Origin of the sequence: Variovorax glacialis, from assembly GCF_051216375.1 — a bacterium.
Taxonomy (GTDB): Bacteria; Pseudomonadota; Gammaproteobacteria; order Burkholderiales; family Burkholderiaceae_C; genus Variovorax.
The window spans coordinates 566578-590145 of the sequence record NZ_JBPJZT010000002.1 but is presented as its reverse complement, the minus strand read 5'-3'; the positions used below and the strand labels follow the sequence as shown (position 1 = coordinate 590145).

General features: G+C 67.3%; 21 protein-coding genes. 11 read left to right on the top strand and 10 right to left on the bottom strand.

All coding sequences use genetic code 11. From position 1 onward, the window contains the following. The first annotated feature begins 140 nt into the window (after positions 1-140). On the top strand, positions 141-1205 hold the full coding sequence (locus tag ACSFBL_RS07180; protein WP_435515051.1) for an AraC family transcriptional regulator: 1065 nt from the start codon (positions 141-143) through the stop codon (positions 1203-1205). Here ACSFBL_RS07180 and ACSFBL_RS07175 read toward each other — a convergent pair whose 3' ends face one another. Then, positions 1206-1931 (bottom strand): META domain-containing protein, encoded by a 726-nt coding sequence (locus ACSFBL_RS07175; protein ID WP_435515050.1) that lies wholly within the window; start codon positions 1929-1931, stop codon positions 1206-1208. 199 nt (positions 1932-2130) lie between these two features. On the opposite strand from ACSFBL_RS07175, the gene ACSFBL_RS07170 reads away from it, so the two are divergent. Further along, positions 2131-2658, top strand: coding sequence for a GNAT family N-acetyltransferase (locus ACSFBL_RS07170; protein ID WP_435515049.1), 528 nt, complete (start codon positions 2131-2133; stop codon positions 2656-2658). A gap of 21 nt (positions 2659-2679) precedes the next feature. On the opposite strand, the gene trxC is transcribed toward ACSFBL_RS07170, so the two are convergent. Both trxC and ACSFBL_RS07160 read right to left on the bottom strand, forming a co-directional pair. Then, positions 2680-3117, bottom strand: coding sequence for a thioredoxin TrxC (trxC, locus tag ACSFBL_RS07165; protein ID WP_435515048.1), 438 nt, complete (start codon positions 3115-3117; stop codon positions 2680-2682). Then, positions 3114-3536 (bottom strand): DUF1801 domain-containing protein, encoded by a 423-nt coding sequence (locus tag ACSFBL_RS07160; RefSeq protein WP_435515047.1) that lies wholly within the window; start codon positions 3534-3536, stop codon positions 3114-3116. The genes trxC and ACSFBL_RS07160 overlap by 4 nt, the downstream gene beginning before the upstream one ends. A gap of 152 nt (positions 3537-3688) precedes the next feature. Here ACSFBL_RS07160 and ACSFBL_RS07155 point away from each other — a divergent pair, with 152 nt between their 5' ends. Further along, a complete protein-coding gene (locus ACSFBL_RS07155; protein WP_435515046.1) occupies positions 3689-4840 on the top strand; it encodes a patatin-like phospholipase family protein in 1152 nt (383 codons plus the stop codon). Positions 4841-4853: 13 nt separating this feature from the next. On the opposite strand, the gene ACSFBL_RS07150 is transcribed toward ACSFBL_RS07155, so the two are convergent. Genes ACSFBL_RS07150 through ACSFBL_RS07140 form a run of 3 tightly spaced genes read right to left on the bottom strand, consistent with a single transcriptional unit; the run spans position 4854 to position 8814 of the window. Then, positions 4854-5978 (bottom strand): adenylate/guanylate cyclase domain-containing protein, encoded by a 1125-nt coding sequence (locus ACSFBL_RS07150; protein ID WP_435515045.1) that lies wholly within the window; start codon positions 5976-5978, stop codon positions 4854-4856. Then, the gene (locus ACSFBL_RS07145) at positions 5975-6352 is read right to left on the bottom strand and encodes a response regulator (RefSeq protein WP_435515044.1); all 378 of its coding nucleotides are present in this window, start codon (positions 6350-6352) and stop codon (positions 5975-5977) included. The genes ACSFBL_RS07150 and ACSFBL_RS07145 overlap by 4 nt, the downstream gene beginning before the upstream one ends. Further along, complete coding sequence (locus ACSFBL_RS07140) at positions 6349-8814, bottom strand: sensor histidine kinase (protein ID WP_435515043.1); 2466 nt, start codon at positions 8812-8814, stop codon at positions 6349-6351. The genes ACSFBL_RS07145 and ACSFBL_RS07140 overlap by 4 nt, the downstream gene beginning before the upstream one ends. 151 nt (positions 8815-8965) lie before the next feature. Between ACSFBL_RS07140 and ACSFBL_RS07135 the strand changes: the two genes are divergently transcribed. From ACSFBL_RS07135 to ACSFBL_RS07105, 7 genes are all read left to right on the top strand, one after another. Further along, positions 8966-9949, top strand: a complete 984-nt coding sequence (locus tag ACSFBL_RS07135; protein ID WP_435515042.1) for an ABC transporter substrate-binding protein — start codon at positions 8966-8968, stop codon at positions 9947-9949. 40 nt (positions 9950-9989) lie between these two features. Then, positions 9990-10397: a hypothetical protein gene (locus ACSFBL_RS07130; protein ID WP_435515041.1), complete on the top strand. Its 408-nt coding sequence runs from the start codon at positions 9990-9992 to the stop codon at positions 10395-10397. 205 nt (positions 10398-10602) lie between these two features. Further along, positions 10603-11976 carry a TolC family protein gene (locus tag ACSFBL_RS07125; RefSeq protein ID WP_435515040.1) on the top strand — a complete coding sequence of 458 codons (1374 nt, stop codon included), beginning with the start codon at positions 10603-10605 and terminating at the stop codon, positions 11974-11976. After that, positions 11976-13394 (top strand): multicopper oxidase family protein, encoded by a 1419-nt coding sequence (locus tag ACSFBL_RS07120; protein ID WP_435515039.1) that lies wholly within the window; start codon positions 11976-11978, stop codon positions 13392-13394. Before ACSFBL_RS07125 ends, ACSFBL_RS07120 begins: the two co-directional genes overlap by 1 nt. 28 nt (positions 13395-13422) lie before the next feature. Next, a complete protein-coding gene (locus ACSFBL_RS07115; protein WP_435515038.1) occupies positions 13423-13722 on the top strand; it encodes a copper-binding protein in 300 nt (99 codons plus the stop codon). A 175-nt stretch (positions 13723-13897) separates the two neighbouring features. Next, positions 13898-16249 (top strand): fatty acid cis/trans isomerase, encoded by a 2352-nt coding sequence (locus ACSFBL_RS07110; protein WP_435515037.1) that lies wholly within the window; start codon positions 13898-13900, stop codon positions 16247-16249. An 88-nt stretch (positions 16250-16337) separates the two neighbouring features. Beyond that, positions 16338-17702: an MFS transporter gene (locus ACSFBL_RS07105; protein ID WP_435515036.1), complete on the top strand. Its 1365-nt coding sequence runs from the start codon at positions 16338-16340 to the stop codon at positions 17700-17702. 18 nt (positions 17703-17720) lie between these two features. On the opposite strand, the gene cueR is transcribed toward ACSFBL_RS07105, so the two are convergent. Both cueR and ACSFBL_RS07095 read right to left on the bottom strand, forming a co-directional pair. Then, positions 17721-18116 carry a Cu(I)-responsive transcriptional regulator gene (gene cueR, locus ACSFBL_RS07100; protein ID WP_435515035.1) on the bottom strand — a complete coding sequence of 132 codons (396 nt, stop codon included), beginning with the start codon at positions 18114-18116 and terminating at the stop codon, positions 17721-17723. Positions 18117-18133: 17 nt separating this feature from the next. Beyond that, entirely contained in the window at positions 18134-20371 is a 2238-nt protein-coding gene (locus tag ACSFBL_RS07095) for a heavy metal translocating P-type ATPase (protein WP_435515034.1), read from the bottom strand. Between the two features lie 173 nt (positions 20372-20544). On the opposite strand from ACSFBL_RS07095, the gene ACSFBL_RS07090 reads away from it, so the two are divergent. Beyond that, positions 20545-21516 (top strand): JmjC domain-containing protein, encoded by a 972-nt coding sequence (locus ACSFBL_RS07090; protein ID WP_435515033.1) that lies wholly within the window; start codon positions 20545-20547, stop codon positions 21514-21516. 9 nt (positions 21517-21525) lie between these two features. Here the strand turns inward: ACSFBL_RS07090 and ACSFBL_RS07085 are convergent, their stop codons facing one another. Further along, the gene (locus tag ACSFBL_RS07085) at positions 21526-22800 is read right to left on the bottom strand and encodes a c-type cytochrome (RefSeq protein ID WP_435515032.1); all 1275 of its coding nucleotides are present in this window, start codon (positions 22798-22800) and stop codon (positions 21526-21528) included. 7 nt (positions 22801-22807) lie between these two features. Then, a complete protein-coding gene (locus tag ACSFBL_RS07080) occupies positions 22808-23548 on the bottom strand; it encodes a c-type cytochrome (RefSeq protein ID WP_435515031.1) in 741 nt (246 codons plus the stop codon). Between the last annotated feature and the right edge of the window lie 20 nt (positions 23549-23568).

The following is a 23568-nucleotide window of genomic DNA, read 5'->3' as shown; positions in this document are numbered from 1 at the left end:
CTTTTTTCTGCGGTCGCTCGGGAAGGCGCCGCACGGCAGCCTTCGAATTTAGGGCCTACCCGGGAGAAAGCCTAGGTTCGGTTTCGACACATTAAGGTGAAAATCGGCCACACCCTCCGCGTCGACCTCGCCTCACCACCGTGCCCAAAGCAGCCCTGGCCAGCAAGCCGCCACGCATCGTGGCCCGCTACGGCAATGACCTCGGCGCGCCGGCGCACAGCATGCTGGGGCTCGCCGCCCTGGTGGACTCGATGGCGGATCTGGGCGTCGGCGCCGAAGCGCTTTTCGAGGGAACGGGCATCGCCCCGGGTGCCATCTCCGATCCCGAGGCGCGCATCTCCCACCTGCAGAAGATCGCGCTGTTCGGCAATGTGATGCGGCTCAGCCCGGAGCCGGCGATCGGCCTCATCGCCGGGCAGCGGCAGCGCATCTCGGATTTCGGCGTCTTCGGCTATGGCGTGCTGTCCAGTGCCACCATGGCCGATGCGATCGCCTTCGGCATCAAGCACGTACGCCTGGCGGGACCAGTGCTGGAGAAAAGCTTCCGTGTCGACGGGGACGTGGCCTTCTTCGAAGGGCACGACGTCCTTGCACTCGGGCCATTGCTGCCCCTGGCGACGGAGTTCTGGTTCAGCTCCATCCACGCGTTGATCAGCCGCGTGACCGAGCGCCCTTACCGCAGCCGCAGGATGCTGTTGCCCTATCCGGCGCCGCCCTACGCCCAACGCTACGAAGAGGTGCTGCTCTGCCCCGTGGAGTTCGACGCCGGCGTCATGCAATGGGAGTTCGATGCCGCCTGGCTGAGCCTGCCGCTGCCCAACGCCAATCCCATCACCGCCGAGGTGTGCGCGAGCTTCTGCAGCCGCATGCTGGAAGACATCGGGCAGGAGCACGCGCTGGTCAAGACCATCCGAGAGGCATGCCTCAACCGGATGGACGACCTGCCGCGGGCCGAGCAGATGGCCGAGCAACTGAACCTGTCGACGCGCACGCTGCACCGTCGCCTGGTCGAGGCCGGCACCACCTACCAGGCGCTCATCGATGGCATCCGGGAGCGGCTGGCCATCGAGTTCCTCGAACGCACGGACCTGTCGGTCGACGAGATTGCCGAGCGCAGCGGGTTCTCCGACGTGTCGAACTTCCGCAAGGCCTTCAAGAAATGGACCGGCCAGACGCCGGGCTACTTCCGCGATCGCGCGCGCTGACTAGCGCAGGTAGACGGCGTCGAAGGTCGCCAGTGTCCTGCCGTCCGCGCCGACGAGGATCAGGCGCTCGCCTTCGATGCGGTAGGCCGTGGTGACGCCGAGTGCGTACTGCACGTTGCGCTCGAGTGCCATCAGCTCGGGCTCGCAGGCCATCATCGTGCCGGCCGGGTGGAAGCGCAGGCTCCGGTCGTCCGCCTCGTAGCTGCCGGCCAGCTGGTTGCATCCACTGAATCCCATGAGTCGAGAACCGTCGCTCGCCAGGGTGATCCGGACTTCGCGCTGCTGGGTTGGCGTTGTCTTCACCGGCGTGCCGCCGATGTCCACCAGGTTCCAGTAGGTGTCCCTCAGGGAAGCCCTCGGCTTCGGCTTGCCGGTCGAAACCATTTCGCAGGTGTTCCCGGGCTCCACCGATGAGAGCCTGTCGACGACCATGTGTTCGCGCGCAGGGCCTTCCATCGGCTCCATGATCTCGAGCCGGCCGATGAAGTTCACGAGTAGGGGAGCGCCCGGTGCGCTTCGCCAGTGCATGTAGGCGCGCTCGAGTGCGAGATAGTCGTCGTGGATGGCCACGGGCCGTGGCTTGCCGCTGGCGCAATCGGTGAAGATCGCGGAATCGGCGAAGTAGACGAACTCGCCGCGCCATTGCACCGGCTCCGCGTGCAGGCTCATGGCGAGACCGGCGAGCAGCGCGCCGGCCCATTTCACGGTCGAGGCGCGTCTGCGCATTCGTGTCCTTCGTTCATGCCTCATGGAGCGCGACTGGCGCGCGACGCCCGACGTGTCTCGAGGGCATCCAGCATCATAGGTGCGGCTGCCTGGGTGTCAATTGCCCCGGTTGCGAGCGAGCGCCCTGCCGCGTGATGGCCTGCATGCCGGGCTGAGTCAGAATTCGGTCCTTGGAGCCGCCGGCTCCCGGAGAAACATCATGCAGGTACGCGATGCGGAAGCGGGCGACGTCGAAGGAATCGTCGCCATCTACAACGACGCGGTGCTTCACACCACCGCGATCTGGAACGAAAAAGTCGTCGACGCGGCGAACCGCACGGCGTGGCTCGCCGATCGGCACAGGGCAGGCTATCCCGTGCTCGTGGCCATCGACGACGGCGGTGCCGTCGCCGGCTATGCGTCGTTCGGCGACTGGCGCGCCTTCGACGGCTACCGCCACACGGTGGAACACTCGGTGTACGTGCGCAAGGATTGCCGCGGCGCGGGCATCGGCAAGACCTTGATGGTGGCGCTGATCGAGCGCGCACGGCGCATTGGCAAGCATGTGCTGGTCGCGGGCATCGACGCGAAGAACGTCGGCTCGATCGAGATGCACAGGAAGCTCGGATTCGAGCAGGTCGGCCTCCTCACTGAAGTCGGCACCAAGTTCGGCGGCTGGCTCGACCTGGCCTTCCTTCAACTCAAGATCGACTCGCGCGCCGATCCGGATGCGCTGCCGGGGCGCTGACAGCCCTCGCGGGCTGGCGGGCTACCTCGCGTTGGCCTGTACCCAGCGGACGATGTCGGCCGTGCCCATCGCGCCGGCCTGGCGAGCGACTTCGCGCCCGCCCTTGAACAGCGCGAGCGTCGGAATGCTGCGGATGTTGAAGCGCGCCCCGAGCGCCGGGACCGCTTCGGTGTCGACCTTGGCGAGTCGCACGTTGGGTTCGAGCTGAGCCGCCGCCTGCTCGTAGCCCGGCGCCATCTGGCGGCACGGACCGCACCAGGGCGCCCAGAAGTCGACCAGCACGGGGAGCTCGTTTCGCGCCACGTGGCGGTCGAAGGCGGCCTCGTCCAGTGCGGTCGAATGGCCGGTGAACAGCGCTTGATGGCAGTTCCCGCAGTCCGGGGCGCTGCCGAGCTGGTCGCGACGCACGCGGTTGGTGGTGTGGCAGTGCGGGCACACGATGTGCAGGGTATCGCTCATGGCTTTGCCTTTTGCGAGGGCTTTGACTTGGACTTGGACCCGTTGAGGGCGATCGCCTCATGGACGAGCGCCTTGAAGGCGGACGCATCGACTTCCTCCCCTTCGAGGATGTCGATCGCGCGGCGCGTGTTGCCGTCGAGACTCGAATTGAAAAGCCGGGACGGATCCTTCAGCGACGCGCCCTTGGCGAAGGTGAGCTTCACCTTGTCCTTGTAGGTCTCTCCGGTGCAGATGATGCCGTCGTGCGACCAGACCGGCGTTCCCATCCACTTCCATTCCTCGATGACCTCCTGATCCGCGGCCTTGACCAGCTTGCGCATGCGGGCAAGGGTCTCTCCGCGCCAGTCGCCGAGTCCGGCAATCTTTTCCGAGATGAGTTCCGATGCCGACCGGCCTTCGGGTGCGTCCGACTTTTTCATGATTCCATCCTAAGGGTTCCCGGCATCCTTCGTCTGGAAGGCACCCCGGCCTCCCTTCGCATGGGGATGGCGGAACGCGCAGGGGCGTGAGACGATGAGGCGCCGCTGGGCATTGGCCAAGGTCCGGGGCGGCGGTGAAGGAGACATCATCCATGAGCGACGCCCTCAAAGCCAGAATCCTGTCGGACAGCCCCAAGAAGGTCCTCGCCTGCGACGGCGGCGGCATTCGCGGGCTGATGAGCGTCGAGATCCTCCTTGCGATCGAGTCGGCGCTGCGAACGAAGCTCGGCAAGGACGGCGATTTCGTGCTCGCCGATTACTTCGACTTCGTATGCGGCACGAGCACGGGAGCCGTCATTGCCGCATGCATCGCGAAGGGCATGTCGATGCGCAAGGTGCGCGAGTTCTATCTCGCCAGCGGAACGCAGATGTTCGACAAGGCTTCGCTGCTGAAACGCCTGCACTACAAGTACAACGACGAGCCCCTCGCGGTCAAGCTGCGCCAGGAACTCGGCGAGGATGCGACGCTCGGAAGCCCGGACTTGCGAAGCGTGCTGATGATGGTGATGCGCAATGCGACCACCGACTCGCCCTGGCCGGTGACGAACAACCCATTCGCGAAGTACAACGACACGGCGTGCAAGGACTGCAACCTGAACCTGCCGCTCTGGCAACTGGTGCGCGCCAGCACGGCGGCACCGACCTATTTCCCGCCGGAGGTCGTCAGGCTGGGCGAAGGCACCCCGGGCGCGTACAGCTTCATCTTCGTGGATGGCGGCGTGACGGCGTACAACAACCCCGCCTTCCTCGCTTTCCAGATGGTGACTGCACGGCCCTATGCGCTCAACTGGAAGACGGGGAAGGAACAACTCCTGATCGTGTCCGTCGGCACCGGAGGCTCGACCCTGGCCGACGCGCAACTCTCGTCGGGCGACCTCAACCTGCTCTACAACGCCACCTCCATTCCGTCGGCGCTGATGAATGCGGCGTCGGCCGGCTGGGACATGGCCTGCCGAACCGTTGGCGAATGCCTCCACGGCGCACCGATCGACCGGGAATTCGAAAGCATGGTCGGCATGTCGAAGGACGGGACGTCCAACTCGACGGCGCCCAAGCTCTTCACGTACATGCGCTACAACCCCGAGCTGTCCGTGCCGGGGCTGCAGGGCCTCGGCCTCGGCGACATCGATCCGGACGATGTCCGCAAGCTCGACTCGATCGAGCACATCCCGCAGATCCAGCGCGTCGGGGCTGCGTATGCCGACCAGCAGGTCCGCATCGGGCATTTCGAATCCTTCACCTGACCTGCCTGACTTCTCAGCCCGCCGCCACCACCACGCGCCACGCCGGCACCTTGCGCTGAAAGCCCTTCAGCTCCAGTTCGCCCGCCTCCTGGATCGACCACTCGGCGTTCGGCGTACCGTCCTGCAAGGCGCCGAGGACGCGCTGCGAGATCAGGATCTCCCCGCCCGCCGCCTCGCCGCACAGTCGCGCGGCGAGGTTGGTGACCGTGCCGATGGCGCCGTAGTCGATGCGCGCGTCGAAGCCGATGCCGCCGAGCGTCGCAAAGCCCTGCGCGATGCCGACGCCCATGTGGAGGTCGTAGCCGCGTCGGCGCCACTGTCCGCTCAGCGCCGCCATCTCCGCCTGCATCTGCACGGCCATGCGCAGCGCGCGCGCCGGCGCATCGGGGATGGGCTGCGGATCGTTGAAGAAGATCATCATGCCGTCGCCCGAGAAGCGCTCCAGCGTGCCCTCGTGGGCGAGCACCAGGCGGCCCATCGCGGCGTGGTACTGGGCGAGCACCGCCATCACCTCCTCGGGCTCCGCGGTCTCGGTGAACGCGGTGAAGCCGCGCAGGTCGAGGAAGACCACGGTGATCTCGCGTCGGTGGCTTCGCAGCGGGTCGTCGGTGCCGCCGGCCAGGATCGCCTCGGCCAGTTGCGGTGAGAAGAAGCGCTTGAGCTGGCCCACGCGTTCGAGTTGCTGCACGGCCTCCTGCACGCGCTGCTCCAGCGTGGCGTTCCACGCCTGCAGTTCCGCGCGCTGCCGCTGGACTTCGTCGTACAGCGTCTTCACCCGCAGCAGCGACCGCACGCGCGCCATCAGCTCGGCCTGGTTGATGGGCTTGCTCAGGAAATCGTCCGCGCCGGCGTTCAGGCCCTTCACGCGCTCCTGTTCCGGATCGAGCGCGGTCACCAGCACCACCGGCAGCACCGCGCAGGCCGGATCGGCGCGGATCGCGCGGCAGACGTCGTAGCCGTTCATGCCCGGCATCATCACGTCGAGCAGCACCAGGTCGGGCGGGTCGGCCGCGATGCTGGCCAGCGCGTCTTCGCCGGTGGCGGCCGTGCTCGTGCGGTAGCCGCGCGCGCTGAGCAGGTCCGACAGCAGTCGGAGGTTTTGCGCCACATCGTCGACGACCAGGATGTGCGCGCTCATTTCGCCCGCCCTTCGCTCAGCAGGCGATCCACCACCTCCAGAAAGGGCTTGAGCGAAACAGGCTTGGTCAGGAAGGCATCGAAGCCCGAACTGACGATGTTGTGCTGGGCGTCCGGCATGACCGAAGCCGAGATCGCGATGACAGGCGTGGCGTCGAGGGCCGACTGCTCGCGGATCTGGTTCAGGGCGGCGATGCCGTCCATGCCGGGCAGCAGGATGTCCATCAGGATCAGGTCCGGCTGGTGCAGGATCGCGAGCCGCACGCCCTGTTCGCCGGTCTTCGCCTCCAGCGTGACGTGGCCCTTGTGCTGGAGGATGTCTCGCGCCAGCTTCATGTTCTTCTCGTTGTCCTCGACGATCAGGATAGTGCTCATCCAATGGCCTCCAGAGTCAGCAGCGGCAGCGTAAAGGTGAAGGTCGCGCCTTCGCCGAGGCGGCTGTCGACGCCCAGGGTTCCACCATGCAGTTCGACGAAGCGCTTGGCCAGCGACAGGCCCAGCCCGGTGCCTTCGGCCTTGCGCAGGTAGTCGCCGCCGGCCTGGCGGAATTCGTCGAAGACCAGCGCCTGGTCCTCGGGCGCGATGCCCACGCCGGTGTCCGCGACGCTCACTTGGGCGACGGGCTGGCCGTCCTGCCCGATGCGACGGGCAGCGAGCCGCACGCTGCCGCCCGACGGCGTGAACTTCACGGCGTTGGACAGCAGGTTCACCACCACCTGCTTCACCTTGCGGGCGTCCGCCACCCATTCGTTCAGGCCTTCGCCGACTTCCAGCGACATCGACAGACCATTGCGCTGCGCGCGCTCGCGCACCAGGGTGAGGGCGTTGTCCAGCAGCAGGCCGAGGTCGAAGCAGCTCAGGTCCAGTTCCATCCGGCCGGCCTCGATCTTCGAGAGGTCGAGCACGTCGTTGATCAGCGTCAGCAGATGCTGGCCGGAAGAGTGGATGTCCTGCAGGTATTCCATCTGCTTGTCGTTGACCTCGCCGAACATGCGCTCGGTCAGCACCTCGGAGAAGCCGATGATGGCGTTCAGGGGTGTGCGCAGTTCGTGCGACATGTTCGCCAGGAATTCCGACTTGTGCTGGTTCGCGATCTCGAGCTGCCGGCTCTTGTCCTCGATCTCCTGGAACAGCCGGGCGTTCTGGATCGCGATCACCGCCTGGTCGGCAAAGGTCTCGACGAGGCGGACTTCGGCATTCGAGAAGGGCTGCACCTCCTTGCGGAGCACGGTGATGATCCCGACCGAGGCGCCTTCGCGCACCAGGGGCACCGCCAGCACCGTGCGAAAGCCGAGCCGCGACTGCGCCGCACGCGAGTCGGGATAGTTCGAATCCAGCAGCTTCGCGATGTCCTCGACGTGCACGGTGCGGCGTTCGACAAAGGCGCGGCCGACCACCGACGCATTGCTCAGCGGCAGCTCCTCGTCGTGGCCCAACTGGGTGCCGACCTCGACCTGGTAGCCCGTCATGGCGCGCAGGTGGTCGCCTTCCGGAAGCCAGACGCGGCTTCCGTGCGCGCGGCACAGACGCACCGAACGCTCCGCCACCGCCTGCAGCACCGGCCGCAGGTCCGTCGGCGAACGGCTGAGCACGCGGAGGATTTCGGCCGTCGCCGTCTGGAATTCGAGCGCCGCGGTCAGCTCGGCGGTGCGCTGCTCCACCTTGCGCTCCAGTCCGCCGTACAACTCGCGAAGCTGTCCGGACATGCGGTTGAACTGGTCGGCCAGGCCTTCGAGCTCGTCGTCGGTGTTGACGACGATCTGCTGGTTGAGATTGCCCTCGCCGATGCGCCGCGCCCCGCGCGCCAGGGTGCGGATCGGCTGGACCATGCTGCGCGCGAGCACCGAGGCCGCCAGTGCGGAGATCAGCAGGCCCGCCAGCAGCAGCACCGCGGCGCGCAGGAGCGAGGCGTTGAGCTTGGCGTAGACCTCGGCGATCGGCTGTTCGGCGAACACCTTCCAGCCCAGCGACTTGATCGGCGCCATCGAGGTCAGCACGGTGGCGCCGCCGATGTCCCGCGACACCATCGCCTGCTCTTCGATGGCACCGTCCGCCGCTGCCGCCTGCACATGGGGCAGTGACGCCACGCTCGTCTTGCGCAGGACCAGTCCGATGTCCGGGTCGGCCACCAGCAGGCCGTTGCTGTCGACCACGTAGGCCTTGCCCTTCTGCCCGATCTGGATGCGCGACACCACGTCCCAGATGAATTTGAGATTCAGCTCGGCGACCGTGACTGGCCCCTTCGCGCCGCCAGTGCGGATCGCCACGACCATGTAGGGCTCGGTGTCCCGGTTGAAGTAGACCGGGCCGTACCACGGCGCGTCGGGCATCGCCTCACGGAAAGGCGCCTCGGCCGACCGGTCCTTGCCGGAGCCCATCACGTCCATGCCCAGTCGCGAGACGGCGATCTGTTCGCGGCCCGCGCGGTCGAGTTGCGCGATGTCGGTCACCTCGGGCGCCTGGCGCAGCAGTCGCCAGAACTCGGTGCGCCGGGATTCGAGGTCTGACGCGTCAAGCTGGGCCAGGGATGCATAGGCCAGTTGCTGGGAAACCTGCTGGACGTACTGCTCGATGCGCAAGGCCGCGCCGACCGCCTTCTCGTGCTGGAAGCTGGTCAAAGCCGCCTTGTTCTCCTGGTAGGAGAAGTAGAGGCCGATCGCGCTGGACGCGAGCAGCACCATCGTCACCAGCGAGAGGATCAGCAGCAGGTACTTGCGGAACAGGCGCCCGCGATGAACATCCCGCGCCGCCTGCGACAACATCGCGAAGCGCCGGGCACGGGCCGGCGGCGCGAGATCGCCCGGGAGCGAGGCGGGGGACGAATCCGGGGGGGTCATGTGCTGCCAATTGGACAACGCCATCCGCCCGATGGGAAGAGAACCCGCCTTAGGCCTATTGGCCGACCTGATACAGCGGATGCACGCGGACGCCGGGCCGCAGGCGGCGCAAAATTGCGCCTTGGGGCTGCCGGCAACACGGAGGACATCGATGCGCAGCAAGATCCTGGGGCTTCTCCTGAGCGCGGCGCTCGCGGCCGGCTCCCTCGCGCATGCCCAGCAGCAGCCGAAGAAGATGCCGCACCTCGGCTACCTGGCGGCCGTCTCGGCCAGCGCCGACGCGCCGCGTCTGGAGGCCTTCCGGAAGGGGCTACGGGATCTGGGCTATGTCGAAGGGCAGAACATCCGGATCGACTACCGCCACGAAAGCCAGGACCTCCAGCGCCTGCCCATGCTGGCCGACGAACTGGTCAAGATGGACGTCGACATCATCGTCACGGTGACGTCGAATGCCGCGCAGGCCGCCAAGAAGACGACCTTGACGGTGCCCATCGTCTTCATGGGGGTCACCGATCCCATCGCCACCGGACTGGCCGAGAGCCTGGCACGGCCCGGCGGGAACAGCACCGGCGTGACCAACGTGGCGGCCATCCTCACCGGGAAACGGCTGGAGCTCCTGAAGGAAACGGATCCGAAGGCGGTCCGGGTGGCGGTCCTGTGGGATCCCAATGCGCCCGGCTCCATCCCGCAGTGGGAAGCCAGCCAGGTGCCGGCCGAGAAACTGGGCATCCAGCTCTACTCGATGGAGGCCACCAGCGCCGACAAGTATCCGCAGGCGTTCAAGGATGCCGTCAAGGCGCGCGCCACGGCGGTGTGGGTCACGCTGAATCCGGTGGCCAACTCCAACCAGAAGCTGATCGCGGAACTGGCCATCGAGAACGGATTGCCGACGATCTGCGCCCGGGGCGACTACGCCGAGAACGGCTGTCTGATGGCCTACGGGCCCGGCTACGTCAACGAGGGCAAGGACGGCGCCCGCTACGTCGATCGCATCCTCAAGGGCGCCAAGCCGGCCGACCTGCCCATCGAGCAGCCGACGAAGTTCGAACTGCTGATCAACCAGAACACGGCCAAGCGGCTCGGCTTCACGGTGCCGCGGTCGGTGATGAACCGGGCGGACAGGGTCATCCAGTGAGCGGGCCGGGTCGCAGGGCCCAACCCGTAGAATCCCGCCGATGTCCCGCGTGCGCATGTTCCTGATGTGGCTGATGATGCTGGCCGTACCCTTCCAGGGGTATGCGGCCGCGTCGATGGCCCTCTGTGGTGCGCAGCAGCCGGGAGCCGCGGTCGCGATGGCGGACCACCCCGGAGCGCATTCGGCGCATGCCGGCATGAGTGACCACACCGCGCACCATCACGACGCCGCGCCGCAAGCCGAGCCCGACACGGGCACGAACACCGCCCATCCGCACGGCGATGGCGTCGCCAAGTGCTCGACCTGTGTTGCATGCCATGCCGTCGCCCTGACGGACAGCATTCAGGTCGCGCTGCTCCACGCATTGCCGCAGGCCGACCTGGCCGAGCCGGCGAGCGCGATGGCGAAGCGCGCGACCGGCGTTCCCGACAAACCACCTCGCGCCTGATCGCGTCACGCCGCCGGCCGCCCTGCGCAGCCGGTGCGGGTCGACGCGCCTTCCATGCCTGTCGTTCGTTGTCGAACCCATTGCGGGGTTCGCCGACGCGCTCCGTTCATGATCATCGCGAGGACGCCATGTCTCCTTCATCGCCGGCCCGCTGGCCGGCCCTTCTCCATTCCAAATTCGCCATGCCGGCACGTGAGGCGCAGCCGTGAGCCGCGCCGCATCCCTGGCCGCGCTTGCCTGCGTGGCGCTCCTGCTTGCCGGTTGCGCTTCGGTCGGCTTCGACGAAGTGCTCGTCGACACCAACGCCCGCACATCGCAGTTCACCGACGGCAAACTGGAACTCAGCCGCACCGATGAACAGCGCAAGGCGCGCATGGCGCTTACCGACGAGTTGCTGTCACGGCCGCTCTCGGAGAACGACGCGGTGCAGGTCGCACTCGCCAACAGTCCGGCCGTGCAGGCGCTGCTGGCGCAGGGCTGGGCCGACATCGCCGCGGCCGACCAGAGCGGCCGGCTTCCCAACCCGGTCTTCAAGTTCGAGCGCCTTCGGCTCGTCGATGAACTGGAACTGGGGCGCCTGCTGTCCGTGGGCCTGGTGGACCTGATCCTGCTGCCGCAGCGCATGGCCTTGTCGAAGAGCCAGGCCGACCAGGTACGGGTGCAACTCGCTGCGACCATCGTCGACCAGGTCACGCAGGTGCGTCAGGCCTGGGTGCGCGCGGTGGCGACGCAGGAATCGCTCCAGTACGCTGTGCAGGTCGACGGGGCCGCGCAGGCCAGCGCTGAACTGGCCCGCCGCATGCAGCAGGTGGGCAATTTCAGCAAGCTCCAGCGTGCGCGCCAACAGGTGTTTCACGCCGACGCGACGACGCAACTGGCATCGGCGCAGCGGACGACCGGCGCCGCGCGCGAGGCCCTGGTTCGCCTGCTCGGGCTGGACGTTGCGCAGGCGGCAAGGCTCCAGTTGCCAGTGCGCCTGCCCGATCTGCCCAAGGCGCCGCGCGATGCGAGCGAGGTGGCTGGAGCGGCAAGCGCACAGCGACTCGATGTCCAACTCGCGCGGGCGCAACTCGACGTGGCGGGAAAGTCGCAGGGACTGAACCTGCTCTCGACCTTCGTCGATGTCGAAGCCGGCGCCCGCCACGACACCTTCTTCGTCAACGGCGCGAGGGCGAACCGCGACGGCTACGAACTCGACATCCGCTTGCCGCTCTTCGACTGGGGCGGCGCGCAGCGCGATGCATTGAATGCGCGGGCGCTCGCCGCGGCCCATCGCTACGACGCGACGGCGCGCGGCGCGGCCTCGCAATTGCGCGAGGACTATGCCGCCTACCGCACCGCCTACGACATCGCGCGGCACTACCGCGACGAGATCGTGCCGCTGCGCAAGACCATCGCCGAGGAAAACATGCTTCGCTACAACGGCATGCTGATCGGCGTCTTCGAACTTCTCGCCGACACGCGCGAGCAGATCATGAGCGTGATGGCCGCCATCGACGCTCGGCAACAGTTCTGGCTCGCCGATGCCGCGCTCGCCGCGTCGCTCATCGGCAAGCCCATCTCTTCGGGTTCCCATTGATGAATACGACGCACAGACGCAATTTCCTGGGTGCCGCCGGCGCCATCACCGGCGCGATCGCGGCCGCCTCGGTCCACAAGGCGGCGATGGCCGCCTTGCCGGAGCCCGTGCTGCAGGGCCGGCCGGACACCATGCCGCCGCTGTCGCCTTCGACCGGCCGGCCGTACAACCCTGTCGTCACGCTCAACGGCTGGACGCTGCCCTGGCGCATGAACCGGGGCGTCAAGGAATTCCACCTCGTCGCCGAACCGGTGGTGCGCGAGATGGCGCCCGGCTTCAAGGCGCACCTGTGGGGCTACAACGGCCAGTCGCCGGGGCCGACCATCGAGGTCGTCGAAGGCGACCGCGTGCGCATCTTCGTGACCAACAGGCTGCCGGAGCGCACCAGCATCCACTGGCACGGGCAGCGCCTGCCCAACGGCATGGACGGCGTCTCGGGCCTCACGCAGCCTGCGATCGCGCCGGGCAAGACCTTCGTCTACGAGTTCGTCGCGCGCCGCCCGGGCACTTTCATGTACCACCCGCATGCGGACGAGATGACGCAGATGGCGATGGGGATGATGGGCTTCTGGGTCACGCATCCGAAGGCGCCACATCCGCTCATCGAGGAGGTCGATCGGGACTTCGTGTTCCTGCTGAATGCCTACGACATCGAGCCCGGCAGCGCGACGCCGAAGATCATGACCATGCTCAACTTCAATCTCTGGTCGTGGAACAGCCGCATCTTCCCGGGCATCGATTCGCTCAACGTGCGTCACAACGACAAGGTCCGCATCCGCTTCGGCAACCTCACGATGACGAACCACCCGATGCACCTGCACGGCCACGAGTTCGTCGTCACGGGCACCGATGGCGGACCGAAGCCGATAGGCGCGCGCTGGCCCGAGGTCACGACCGACGTGGGCGTCGGCCAGATGCGGCAGATCGAGTTCGTCGCGGACGAGGAGGGCGACTGGGCCTTCCATTGCCACAAGAGCCACCACACGATGAACGCGATGGGGCACGACGTGCCGACGATGATCGGCGTGGACCAGCGCGACGTGGTCGGCAAGATCACGAAGCTCATCCCCGACTACATGGTGATGGGCGACCGCGGCATGGGCGACATGAGCGACATGGCGATGCCGTTGCCCGACAACACGGTGCCGATGATGGGCGGCGAGGGGCACTTCGGATCGGTCGAGATGGGCGGCATGTTCAGTGTCGTCAAGGTGCGCAAGGGGCAGAAGGCGGGCGATTATTCGAACCCCGGCTGGTTCAGGCATCCGCCGGGCACCGTCGCGCACGAACTCGCGGAACCCGCGGCCAAGGCCCCGCGAGCGCGCGGCGCGGGGCCGTCGGCCATGCCCCCGCACGAGACGCCGGCCGCCGACGTCGAAGTGCAGGTCCGCAAGCCGCGCGGGCATGCAAATCATTGATCATCTGCACAAAGCAAAGGAAATACGGATGTTCGGTTTTCGAAAGACACTTCTTGCCAGCCTGGTCGTCATGTCCGGCCTCGCGCACGCCCAACCCGCCGCCGGCGACCTCAGCGAGGGCGAGGTGCGCAAGGTCGACAAGGAAAGCGCCACGGTCACGCTCAAGCATGGCCCGTTGACCAATCTCGACATGCCAGGCATGACGATGATCTTCAAGGTCGGCGACAACCGCATGCTCGATGCGGTGCAGACGGGCGACAAGGTCCGGTTCAGGGCCGAGATGGTGGAAGGAAGGCTGGTGGTGACGCGGATCGAGACGGTGCGCTGAGCGCTCGGAAGGCCATCACCGGAAGCTTTCCCGTTCGCTGCCGAGCATTCGAGCGAAGTCGGGGACCTTTCGCGTAGACGCGTCCTTCTTCGTTTTCTACAGTGCTCGGGACGCCAGTTTGTCCTGGCGCTCCGGGTACAGTGGGCGATCCACACCCGCCATCGAGGCCGTCCGCATGCGCCGTGTCGCGTTCCTGATCACTGTCGTTGTCGTGTTGATCGCCGCCTGCACCACGATCGCCACCCAGCGGTTCGACGACCTGTTCGGCCCGGCCGACCCCCGGCGTTTCGACCACCCCGCGGCACCGCCGGCGGGGCAGTCCTATGCGCAGACGATCCAGCCCATCCTCGACCGCCGCTGCGTGGCCTGCCACGCCTGCTACGACGGGCCCTGCCAGCTCAAGACGACGGCCTGGGAAGGACTGGCGCGCGGTGCGAGCAAGACGCTCGTGTACGACGCGAGCCGACTGCTGGCCGCGACGCCGTCGCGCCTGTTCGTCGATGCCGACAAGTCGTCGGAATGGCGGGAGCGCGGTTTCTTCCCGGTTCTCAACGAGCACGCGCCCACGCCGGAGGCGAACAGCACCGCGGGGTTGATGCATCGGTTGCTGGCGCTCAAGCAGCGGCATCCGCTTCCGACCGAAGGCGTCGTGGGCAGCGGACTCGATTTCTCGATCAGCCGTTCGGCGATATGCCCGGCCGGCGTCGAGATCGATCAGTACGAGCGCGTGATGCCCCAGGGCGGGATGCCGTTCGGATTTCCCGGCCTGAGCGCCGCCGAACACAACACCCTGACCCGATGGCTCGAGCAGGGCGCGCCCTACGAAGGCCCGCCCACGCCGACGCCGCTGGCGATGCAGCGCGTGGCGCAGTGGGAGCGCTTCTTCAACGGCGATTCGCTGAAGCAAAGACTCTTCACCCGCTACGCCTACGAGCACCTCTTCCTCGCGCATCTCTACTTCGACGACGACCCGCAGCGCCAGTACTTCAAGCTGGTGCGATCGGCCACGCCGCCCGGCCAGCCGGTTCGACTGATCGCGAGCCGGCGTCCGGTCGACGATCCCGGCGTGGATCGCGTGTACTACCGGCTCGTGCCCGAGCGCGAGACCATCGTGGCGAAGACGCACATGCCTTACGCGCTGGGCGCGCAGCGCATGGCGCGCTGGCAGGCGCTGTTCATCGATGCGCCATATACGGTGGACCGCCTGCCGGGCTACGGCTCCGACACGGCCGCCAACCCCTTCTCCACTTTCGCCGCCTTGCCGGTCGGCGCGCGCTACCGCTTCATGCTCGACGAGGCCGAGTTCACGATCATGGGCTTCATCAAGGGGCCTGTCTGTCGCGGCCAGATGGCGCTCGACGTCATCGACGACCATTTCTGGGTCATCTTCCAGGCGCCATCCGAAACCTTCGACGCCGCGCAGGCAAACCTGCTGGCGCGCGACGCCAACCTCCTGCGCCTGCCGACCGGCAGCAGCAACACCGAAGTCCTGATCCCGTGGCTGCACTACGCGGACCTCGAGAACGAGTACCTGAAGGCCAAGTCCGGATTTCTTGCCCAATCGCTGCGAGGGCCGGCCACGCTCGACCTGAAAATGATCTGGGACGGCGACGGCCGCAACGACAACGCGGCGCTCACCGTGTTCCGGCACTTCGACAGCGCAAGCGTCGTCAAGGGCATGGTGGGCGAGTCGCCGAAGACCGCGTGGGTCATCGGCTATCCGTTGCTGGAGCGCATCCATTACCTGCTCGTCGCCGACTACGACGTCTACGGCAATGTCGGCCACCAGCTCAATTCGCGGCTCTACATGGACTTCCTGCGCATGGAAGGCGAGTTCAACTTCATCGCGCTGCTGCCCAAGGCGCAACGCAGGGCGACGCGCGATGCGTGGTACCGCGGCGACGACCTCGCCACGCGAGAGCAGGTCTATGGCGGCCCGGCGACGACGCTGGATGTGGAAAGCGACATCCCGTACAAGACAGCCGATCCAAAGCGCGAACTGCTCGCGTTGATGAAGACCCGGCTCGCGCCGGTGATGAACACGCGTTTCGACATCGACCCGCACGTCGCGCCGGCACTGAGGTCGCCGCTGCACGAACTTGAGGGCGTGCACGGCGCCGCGCTGCAATGGCTGCCCGAAAGCTCGCTGCTGGTGGTCGAAACGCCAGAGGGCGACCTGCGCACCTTCAGCCTGATCCGCAACACCGCGCATGCGAGCGTGTCGCACCTGCTTGGCGAGCGCCGCGAACTGCGCCCCGACGAAGACACCCTGACCGTCGTCCCCGGCGTGATCGGTGCGTACCCGAACGCCTTCTACAGCGCGAAAGCCGCCGAACTGCCGGCGATGACCGCCGCCATCGGCCAACTCCGCTCCGAAGCGGACTACGCCGCCTTCGCCAGGCGCTGGGCCGTCCGGCGCACCAACCCGGACTTCTGGGCCTTCAGCGATGCGGTGATCGATCGCTACCAGAAGGACCAATCGCTGGAGGCCGGCATCCTCGACTACAACCGCTTCGAAGACCGATAGGCGCGAAGCGAGCCACGATCGGCGCTGGAGACCATTGCGCCGCACCCGCAGCCCCTGTGCTGCATGACAACCCACGGGAGATAAGAAAATGTCGTCGCCAACCCCTGCCCTGGATGTGCAGACCTTCCTCAACGAGAAGCGGTTCTCCCGCTTCCAGTGGCTGATCTTCACCTTGTGCTTCATCATCGTCCTGCTGGACGGCTTCGATACCGCCGCGATCGGCTTCATCGCGCCGTCGCTGCTCAACGAATGGCAGGTCGGCAAACCGGCGCTCGGCCCGGTGCTCAGCGCCGCGCTGTTCGGTCTCGCCTTCGGTGCGCTCGCCGCGGGGCCCTTGTCCGATCGGCTCGGCCGGCGGCGACTGCTCATTCTTTCGGTCATGGTGTTCGGCGTGGCCTGCCTGTGGTCCGGCTTCGCGACCAGCCTGGACGAACTCGCGGTGCTGCGCTTCGTCACCGGCGTCGGACTCGGCGCCGCGATGCCGAACGCCGTCACGCTGATGAGCGAGTACTGTCCCGACAGCCGCCGCGCCACGATGACGAACCTCATGTTCTGCGGCTTCCCGCTGGGTGCCGCTTTCGGCGGATTCCTCGCCTCCTGGATGATTCCCCATTTCGGCTGGCGCAGCGTGCTGGTGCTCGGTGGCGTGGTGCCGCTCGTGCTCCTCGTGGCGCTGCTGCTCTGGCTGCCGGAATCGGTGCGCTACATGGTGGCCAAGCGTCAGGCGGCGGAGAAGATTCGTGCCGTACTCATGAAGATCTCCGCTACCGCATCCAGCGCCGCCGCTTTCACCATGACAGAGAAGGCCGCGCCGGCGAGCAGCGGCAAGACCGGGCTCGGGCTCGTGCTGTCGGGCTCGTACGTGGTCGGCACGTTGATGCTGTGGCTGGCCTATTTCATGGGCCTGGTGATCTTCTATGCGCTCATCAACTGGATGCCGATCCTGTTCAAGGAGGCCGGCCTCGATACGCAGACCGCCGGCCTGATCGCCGCGCTCTTCCCTCTGGGCGGCGTCGGTGCGGTGCTGTTCGGGTTCCTGATGGACCGCTTCAACCCGAACCGCATCATCGCCGTCGGCTTTGCGCTGACCGCGGTTGCGATCTGGGCCATCGGGCAGTCGAGCGGCAGTGTCGCCGCGCTGGTGGTCGTGGTGTTCGTCGCCGGGGTGTTGATGAACACCGCGCAGTCATCGCTGCCGGCGCTCGCCGCGGCCTTCTATCCGACCTCGGGCCGCGCGACGGGCGTCTCCTGGATGCTGGGCATGGGTCGCTTCGGCGGCATCGCCGGCTCGCTGCTCGTGGCGGAACTCACGCGGCGTCAGTTCAGCTTTGCCCAGGTCTTCACCGTGATCGCGGCGGCCGGCCTGGTGTCCGCGATTGCCCTGCTGGTCAAGCAGGCCGTGACGCCGCATGTGGCCGCCGCAGTGCCCCGTGGTGAAGTGCTGGGGCACTGAGCCGCGCGAAGGCCGGCCCTATCTTTCGAGCTCGTCGAGGATGGGGCAGTCGGGACGGTGATCGCCGTGGCAACAGTGTGCGAGCTGCTCCAGCGTGCGCTTCATCGCGGTCATCTCCTCGATGCGTCGATGCAGGTCCTCGGCATGGGCAAGGGCGATGCGCTTGACGTCCGCGCTCGCACGTCGCTTGTTCTGCCAGAGCTTCAGAAGCTCCGCGATCTCGGCCATGCTGAAGCCCAGGTCGCGCGCGCGACGGATGAAGCGCAGCGTGTGCACGTTGTTCTCGGTGTACTGGCGGTAGCCCGCATCGGTGCGGCCGATGTCAGGCATCAGGCCGAGGGATTCGTAGTGCCGCACCATCTTGGCCGAAACGCCGGACCTTGCCGCGGCCTCGCCGATGTTGAAGGGTTCCATTTCTGCCTTTCCTTCGCTCATTGCGCCTGGCCCTTCCAGCGCCGCAGCAGCAGCGCATTGCTCACCACGCTCACACTGCTGAAGGCCATCGCCGCGCCCGCGATCACCGGGCTCAGCATGCCGAAGGCCGCGAGCGGGATCCCGACCACGTTGTAGGCAAAGGCCCAGAACAGGTTCTGCCGGATCTTGGCGTAGGTGCGGCGCGAAATGTCGATGGCGTCGCTCACGAGGGCCGGGTCGCCGCGCATGAGCGTGATGCCGGCTGCGTGCATGGCGACATCGGTGCCGGTGGACATCGCGATGCCGACATCGGCCGCGGCCAGGGCCGGCGCGTCGTTGATGCCGTCGCCGACCATCGCGACGCGCACGCCGTCCGCCTTCAGTTGCGTGATGATCGTCGCCTTGTCTTCCGGCAGCACCTCCGCGCGAACGGTGTCGATCCTCAGCGCGCGCGCGACCGCTTCGGCGCTGCCACGGTTGTCGCCGGAGATCAGCGCGGTGCGAATCCCTTGTGCATGTAAACGGCGGATGGCTTCTGCCGCGCTCGCCTTGGGCGTGTCGCCGAAGGCCAGCAGGCCGATCAGCGTGGGGCGCGCGGTGACATCCGCCAGCCATGAAACCGTTCGGCCTTCCGACTGCAGCAGCGTCGCGCGCGCATCGAGCCTGCCGAGCGGCACCGAGAGTTCGCGCATGTAGCGTGTGCTGCCCAGGCGCAGTTCGCGGCCTTCGACGATCGCCGACATGCCGCGCCCCGCCACGGCGCGCACCGCGCTCGCGCGTGGGATATCGACAGCCGCATTCTTCGCCGCGGTGAGCACGGCGCGCGCCAGGGGGTGCTCGCTGCCCGCCTGGATCGCGGCGCCGGCGCGGAGCAGCGCGCCGGTATCGCCGTCCACGGCTTCGAACGCGACGAGTTCCGGGCGGCCTTCGGTCAAGGTGCCCGTCTTGTCGAATGCGACAACGCCGATGCTGTGCGCGACTTCGAGCGCTTCCGCGTCCTTGATCAGCACGCCGTGGCGCGCAGCCACACCCGTGCCGGCCATGATCGCCGTCGGCGTCGCAAGGCCCAGCGCGCAGGGGCAGGCAATCACGAGGACGGCGACGGCGTTGAGGATGGCCGTTTCCCAGTTGCCCGTGGCGAGGCCCCAGCCCAGGAGGGTCAGCAAGGCGATGCCGATGACCACCGGCACGAACACATGGCTGACCCGGTCCACCAGGCGCTGGATGGGTGCCTTCTTGGCCTGTGCGGATTCCACGAGCCGCACGATGCGCGCGAGCGTCGATTCGGCGCCCACGGCGCTGGTGCGGACCACGAGCAGGCCCTGGCCGTTGACGGAGCCGCCGGTGACGGCGTCGCCCACCTGCTTGGCGACGGGCAGGCTTTCGCCGGTGATCAGCGATTCGTCCAACTCGCTCGCGCCTTCAGTGACCAGCGCATCCACCGGCACCCGTTCGCCGGGCCGGACGACGACGAGGTCGCCGATCCTGACCTGCGCCAGCGGAAGGTCCTGGTCGACGCCATCGCGGCGCACCCGGGCGCGATCGGGCCGGAGTGCGTTCAATGCGCGGATGGCTTCGGTGGTCTGTCGCTTGGCCCGCGTCTCGAGCCACTTGCCCAGCAGCACCAGCGTGATGACCACCGCCGAGGCTTCGAAGTACAGGTGCGCCGTGCCGCCGTGGCCGGCGTGCGCGAAGAGCAGGTAGACACTCAGTCCGTAAGCTGCCGTCGTGCCGAGGGCGACGAGCAGGTCCATGTTGCCGGCGCCAGCCTTCAGAGCCTTCCAGCCGGCGCGGTAGAAGCGCGCACCCAGCCAGAACTGCACCGGCGTGGCCAGCGCAAGTTGCAGCCAGCCGTCGAGCATCCATTCCTCGCCGAAGAGCAGTCCGAGCATCGGCAACGCCAGGGGAGCGGAGAGGATGGCGGCGGCGATGACCGGCCAGGCGTCGTTGCGCTTGCGCGGCTTTGCGACCGGCACGCCGGACGTTCCTGCGGTTTCGGCCGCCGGTGCTGCTTCGCCGACGGCATAGCCGGCCTTCTCGACTGCGGCGCGCAAGGTGCCAAGCGACACCGACCCGTCGGTGTGCACGCTGGCTGCTTCGGTCGCGAGGTTGACGCTCGCCTCCGTCACGCCCGGAACGCCGTTCAGCGACCGTTCCACCCGTGCCACGCACGACGCGCAGGTCATGCCTTCGATCGGAAGCGACCATTCCTTCAGGCCGCTCGCACCGGGCGACAACGCCAGGCTGCTGTTCATTCGGGATCTCCTGTCTTTCAAGCCGCAGATGCGGCGTATGAAAGGAGTATCAACCTTCACATCATGGGAGGGTCAAGGCGCCGACTTGCACTCTGTCTTTCGCTCTATGGCGATGGAAACTGGTAATTTGGTGTTACATCCGGTATGCTTTTTCCAGATTTGCTGGAGAAACCATGGGCGCTAGCGACATCGAGAAGATGGCAGCCTTGACGTCGGATTGCCGCCTCTGGGTCGATGACCCGGCGGGTTTCACGACGCACAAGGTGGGAAGGCTCCATCACAACTACCACGAGCATCCCCTGTTCCAGTTGCCGGAGCTCGAAGCGCTGGCGAAGGAACTCGCGCCGATGAAGCAGTGCCGCTTCGTCCGGCCTGGCCTCACGCAGGCCTCGGGCTTCGCGCACGACAGCCAGCACCCGGACGGGCGCAGCATCGAGGAAGTCTTCCGGCGCATCGAGGAGCCCGGTTCGTGGATCGCGCTCTACAACGTGGAAGCCATCCCGCGCTACCAGGCGCTACTCAACAACATCCTGGACAACGTGCGCGAAACCATCGAGCGCGAGCAGCCCGACATCTTCATGGTGACCGGCTTCATCTTCATTTCGGCGCCGCCGTCGGTCACTCCGTTCCACATAGACCGCGAGAACAACTTCTGGCTCCAGTTGCGCGGGCGCAAGGTCATGAACGTCTGGGACCACACCGACCGGGTCGTCGTGCCCGCCGATGCGGTGGAGGACTTCATCGTCGCGCACTCGCTTCGCAGGGTCCGCCTGAAGGAAGAATTCAAGGCACGCAGCCATGAGTTCGAGACGCGCCCGGGCGATGGCGTGTATTTTCCGAGTACGTCGCCGCACATGACGCGCTCCGATCGCGACTGGACCTCGCCCGGGGATGGGGTCGCGATCTCGATCGGCGTGAACTTCTATACCTCGGTCACGCGCAGGGTCGCGCGTGTGCATCAGCTCAACCGCGTGTTGCGCAGGTGCGGCCTGTCGCCCGTGGCTCCGGGCGAGTCGCTTTCGGCGGATACCTTCAAGGCGCCCATCGGCGAATTCGTCGGTGCCGCACGTTCGACGCTGGCGCGCATGCTGGCGCCCATCCGGCGCGTTCAGCGCGCCGCCAAGGCGCCGCCGGGTTCGTTCTGAGGGCTGCGCTCAGCGGCGCAGCATGTCGCGCGGCATGACCGGCGGCGCATCGTTGCCCCACGAGCCGCGCACGTAGGTCAGCACGGCCGCGACATCGGTGTCGTCGAGCACGTAGCGGAAAGGTGGCATGCCGTAAGGGCGCGGATTGCCGCCCGTCGAAGGCAGGAAGCCGCCATGCCGCACGATCTGGATCAGGTTGACGGCGGAGTCCATCAGCACCGCGCGGTTGCCCGCGAGCGGCGGGTAGGCCCCTTCGGCGCCTTGCCCCTGGTCGCCGTGGCAATAGGCGCAGCGCTGGTCGAAGATCCGCTCGCCGCGCTCCATCACGCGCGGATCGCGGCGGGATGTCGGTGAAGTCGAAGCCGGCGCTGCGGACGCGGTGTTCGGCAAGGTCTTCAGGTACACGCCCATCGCGCGCAGGTCGGCGTCGTCCAGATGCTGCGTGCTGCCGAACACCACGTCCGCCATCGGGCCCATCACCGAGCCCCGCGACGAGCGGCCGTTCTTGAGGAGTTCGGCCACGTCCTTCGGGTCCCAGTCGGCAACGCCCGCCTCGCGCTTCGAAGTGAGCGAGGGCGCATACCAGTTCTCGACCGCGATGAGGCCGCCCGACAGGCCGAGCTTCTCCTGCGTGGCGCCGAGCGCGTTGCGCGTGCCGTGGCAGGCGATGCAATGCCCGAGGCCATCGACGAGGTAGGCGCCGCGGTTCCACTCGGCCGGCTGCGCCGGATCGGGCACGAAGGTACCGGGCGTGAAGGAAAGCGCCCGCCACACGGCGAGCGCCGGTTGCGTGTCGTAGGGAAAGCGAAGGTCGTGCGGGTGGTTCGGCGTAGGGGAGGGCGGAATGCTCTGCAGGTACGCGAAGATCGCGTCCGAATCCTCGCGCGTCACGCGGGTGAAGTTCGGATATGGGAAGGCCGGGTAGAGCAGCCGTCCGTCCTTCGACCGCCCGTTGTGCAATGCGCGCCAGAAGTGCGCGGAGGTCCAGCCGCCGATCCCGGCATTGGGGTCCGGCGTGAGGTTGCTGGCGAAGATCGTGCCGAATGGCGTCTCGATGCCGAGGCCGCCCGCGTAGGGCGCGCCGCCACGCGCCGTGTGGCAGCCGGCGCAGTTGCCGGCGAGCGCGAGGTAGCGGCCGCGTTCGATCTGGTCCGGCGTCGGGTTGAAGGCGACGGGAGGGTTGGGCAGCTTGTCTTCGCCGCGCAGGTTGAGCGCGACGATGGCCAGTCCCGCCAGCACGGCAAGCGTGGCGAGAAAAGTCAGCAGGTAGAGGAGGCGGCGCATGGCGGGGTCAACGGAAATTCAGCGCGCTGCACGCCATGGGCACAGGGCTTGGCGGGTTGGCCGCGGGCTTCGGGCTCGGCGGCACGGGTTGCATGACCAGCCAGCTCGTCACGGCGTTGATGTCGGCCGTCGTGAGCTTGCGGCCCACCTCCGCCATGCAGTCGGGCTCGAGCGCGTGGCGGTCGTTGGTGACCCAGGCACCGAGTTGCGACGACAGGTAGAGGCGCGGCAGGCCGACCAGCCCGGGAATGCCCGGCAGAACGCCGGTCAGCGCCTGGCCATGGCATTGCGCGCAGGCGGGAATGCCGCGCGCCGCATCGCCCTCGAAGACCAGCGCCCTGCCGTGCGCGAGCATCTGCGGCGTCGCGTCGGTGGTGGTCGGCACGGGCGGATAGGGCAGGTCGATGCCGGCGAAGTAGTTCGCGATCTCGCGCAGGTAGGCGTCCGACAGGTGCTGGACCATGTGCGTCATGTCGGAGTTGAAACGGCGGCCGTCCCGATAGCTCTGCAACTGGTTGAAGAGATAGGCCGCCGGTTTGCCCGACAGCCGGGGGAAGTAGGCCGCCTCGGTGCTCGAGCCTTCCCGGCCGTGGCAGGCGATGCAGGCCGCCGCGCGCTGCTCGATGGTGTCGGGGACGTGCCCGGGCGCGGGCGCTGCGGCGTGGGCCGGCCACAGGCTTGCGGCGACGAGCGCGACCGCGCCTGCGACGCATCGCGGCAAGGCCGGCAGACGGCGTGGGATCTTCATGCGTGGATCATCGGTTTTCG

Coding starts and splice junctions, on each gene's coding strand:
- ACSFBL_RS07145 (WP_435515044.1), bottom strand. CDS start 6,352: ATGAGCACTATCCTGATCGTCGAGGACAACGAGAAGAACATGAAGCTG.
- ACSFBL_RS07080 (WP_435515031.1), bottom strand. CDS start 23,548: ATGAAGATCCCACGCCGTCTGCCGGCCTTGCCGCGATGCGTCGCAGGC.
- trxC (WP_435515048.1), bottom strand. CDS start 3,117: ATGAGCGATACCCTGCACATCGTGTGCCCGCACTGCCACACCACCAAC.
- ACSFBL_RS07170 (WP_435515049.1), top strand. CDS start 2,131: ATGCAGGTACGCGATGCGGAAGCGGGCGACGTCGAAGGAATCGTCGCC.
- ACSFBL_RS07150 (WP_435515045.1), bottom strand. CDS start 5,978: ATGAGCGCGCACATCCTGGTCGTCGACGATGTGGCGCAAAACCTCCGA.
- ACSFBL_RS07135 (WP_435515042.1), top strand. CDS start 8,966: ATGCGCAGCAAGATCCTGGGGCTTCTCCTGAGCGCGGCGCTCGCGGCC.
- ACSFBL_RS07090 (WP_435515033.1), top strand. CDS start 20,545: ATGGGCGCTAGCGACATCGAGAAGATGGCAGCCTTGACGTCGGATTGC.
- ACSFBL_RS07120 (WP_435515039.1), top strand. CDS start 11,976: ATGAATACGACGCACAGACGCAATTTCCTGGGTGCCGCCGGCGCCATC.
- ACSFBL_RS07110 (WP_435515037.1), top strand. CDS start 13,898: ATGCGCCGTGTCGCGTTCCTGATCACTGTCGTTGTCGTGTTGATCGCC.
- ACSFBL_RS07130 (WP_435515041.1), top strand. CDS start 9,990: ATGTCCCGCGTGCGCATGTTCCTGATGTGGCTGATGATGCTGGCCGTA.
- ACSFBL_RS07115 (WP_435515038.1), top strand. CDS start 13,423: ATGTTCGGTTTTCGAAAGACACTTCTTGCCAGCCTGGTCGTCATGTCC.
- ACSFBL_RS07140 (WP_435515043.1), bottom strand. CDS start 8,814: ATGACCCCCCCGGATTCGTCCCCCGCCTCGCTCCCGGGCGATCTCGCG.
- ACSFBL_RS07175 (WP_435515050.1), bottom strand. CDS start 1,931: ATGCGCAGACGCGCCTCGACCGTGAAATGGGCCGGCGCGCTGCTCGCC.
- ACSFBL_RS07085 (WP_435515032.1), bottom strand. CDS start 22,800: ATGCGCCGCCTCCTCTACCTGCTGACTTTTCTCGCCACGCTTGCCGTG.
- cueR (WP_435515035.1), bottom strand. CDS start 18,116: ATGGAACCCTTCAACATCGGCGAGGCCGCGGCAAGGTCCGGCGTTTCG.
- ACSFBL_RS07105 (WP_435515036.1), top strand. CDS start 16,338: ATGTCGTCGCCAACCCCTGCCCTGGATGTGCAGACCTTCCTCAACGAG.
- ACSFBL_RS07095 (WP_435515034.1), bottom strand. CDS start 20,371: ATGAACAGCAGCCTGGCGTTGTCGCCCGGTGCGAGCGGCCTGAAGGAA.
- ACSFBL_RS07160 (WP_435515047.1), bottom strand. CDS start 3,536: ATGAAAAAGTCGGACGCACCCGAAGGCCGGTCGGCATCGGAACTCATC.
- ACSFBL_RS07155 (WP_435515046.1), top strand. CDS start 3,689: ATGAGCGACGCCCTCAAAGCCAGAATCCTGTCGGACAGCCCCAAGAAG.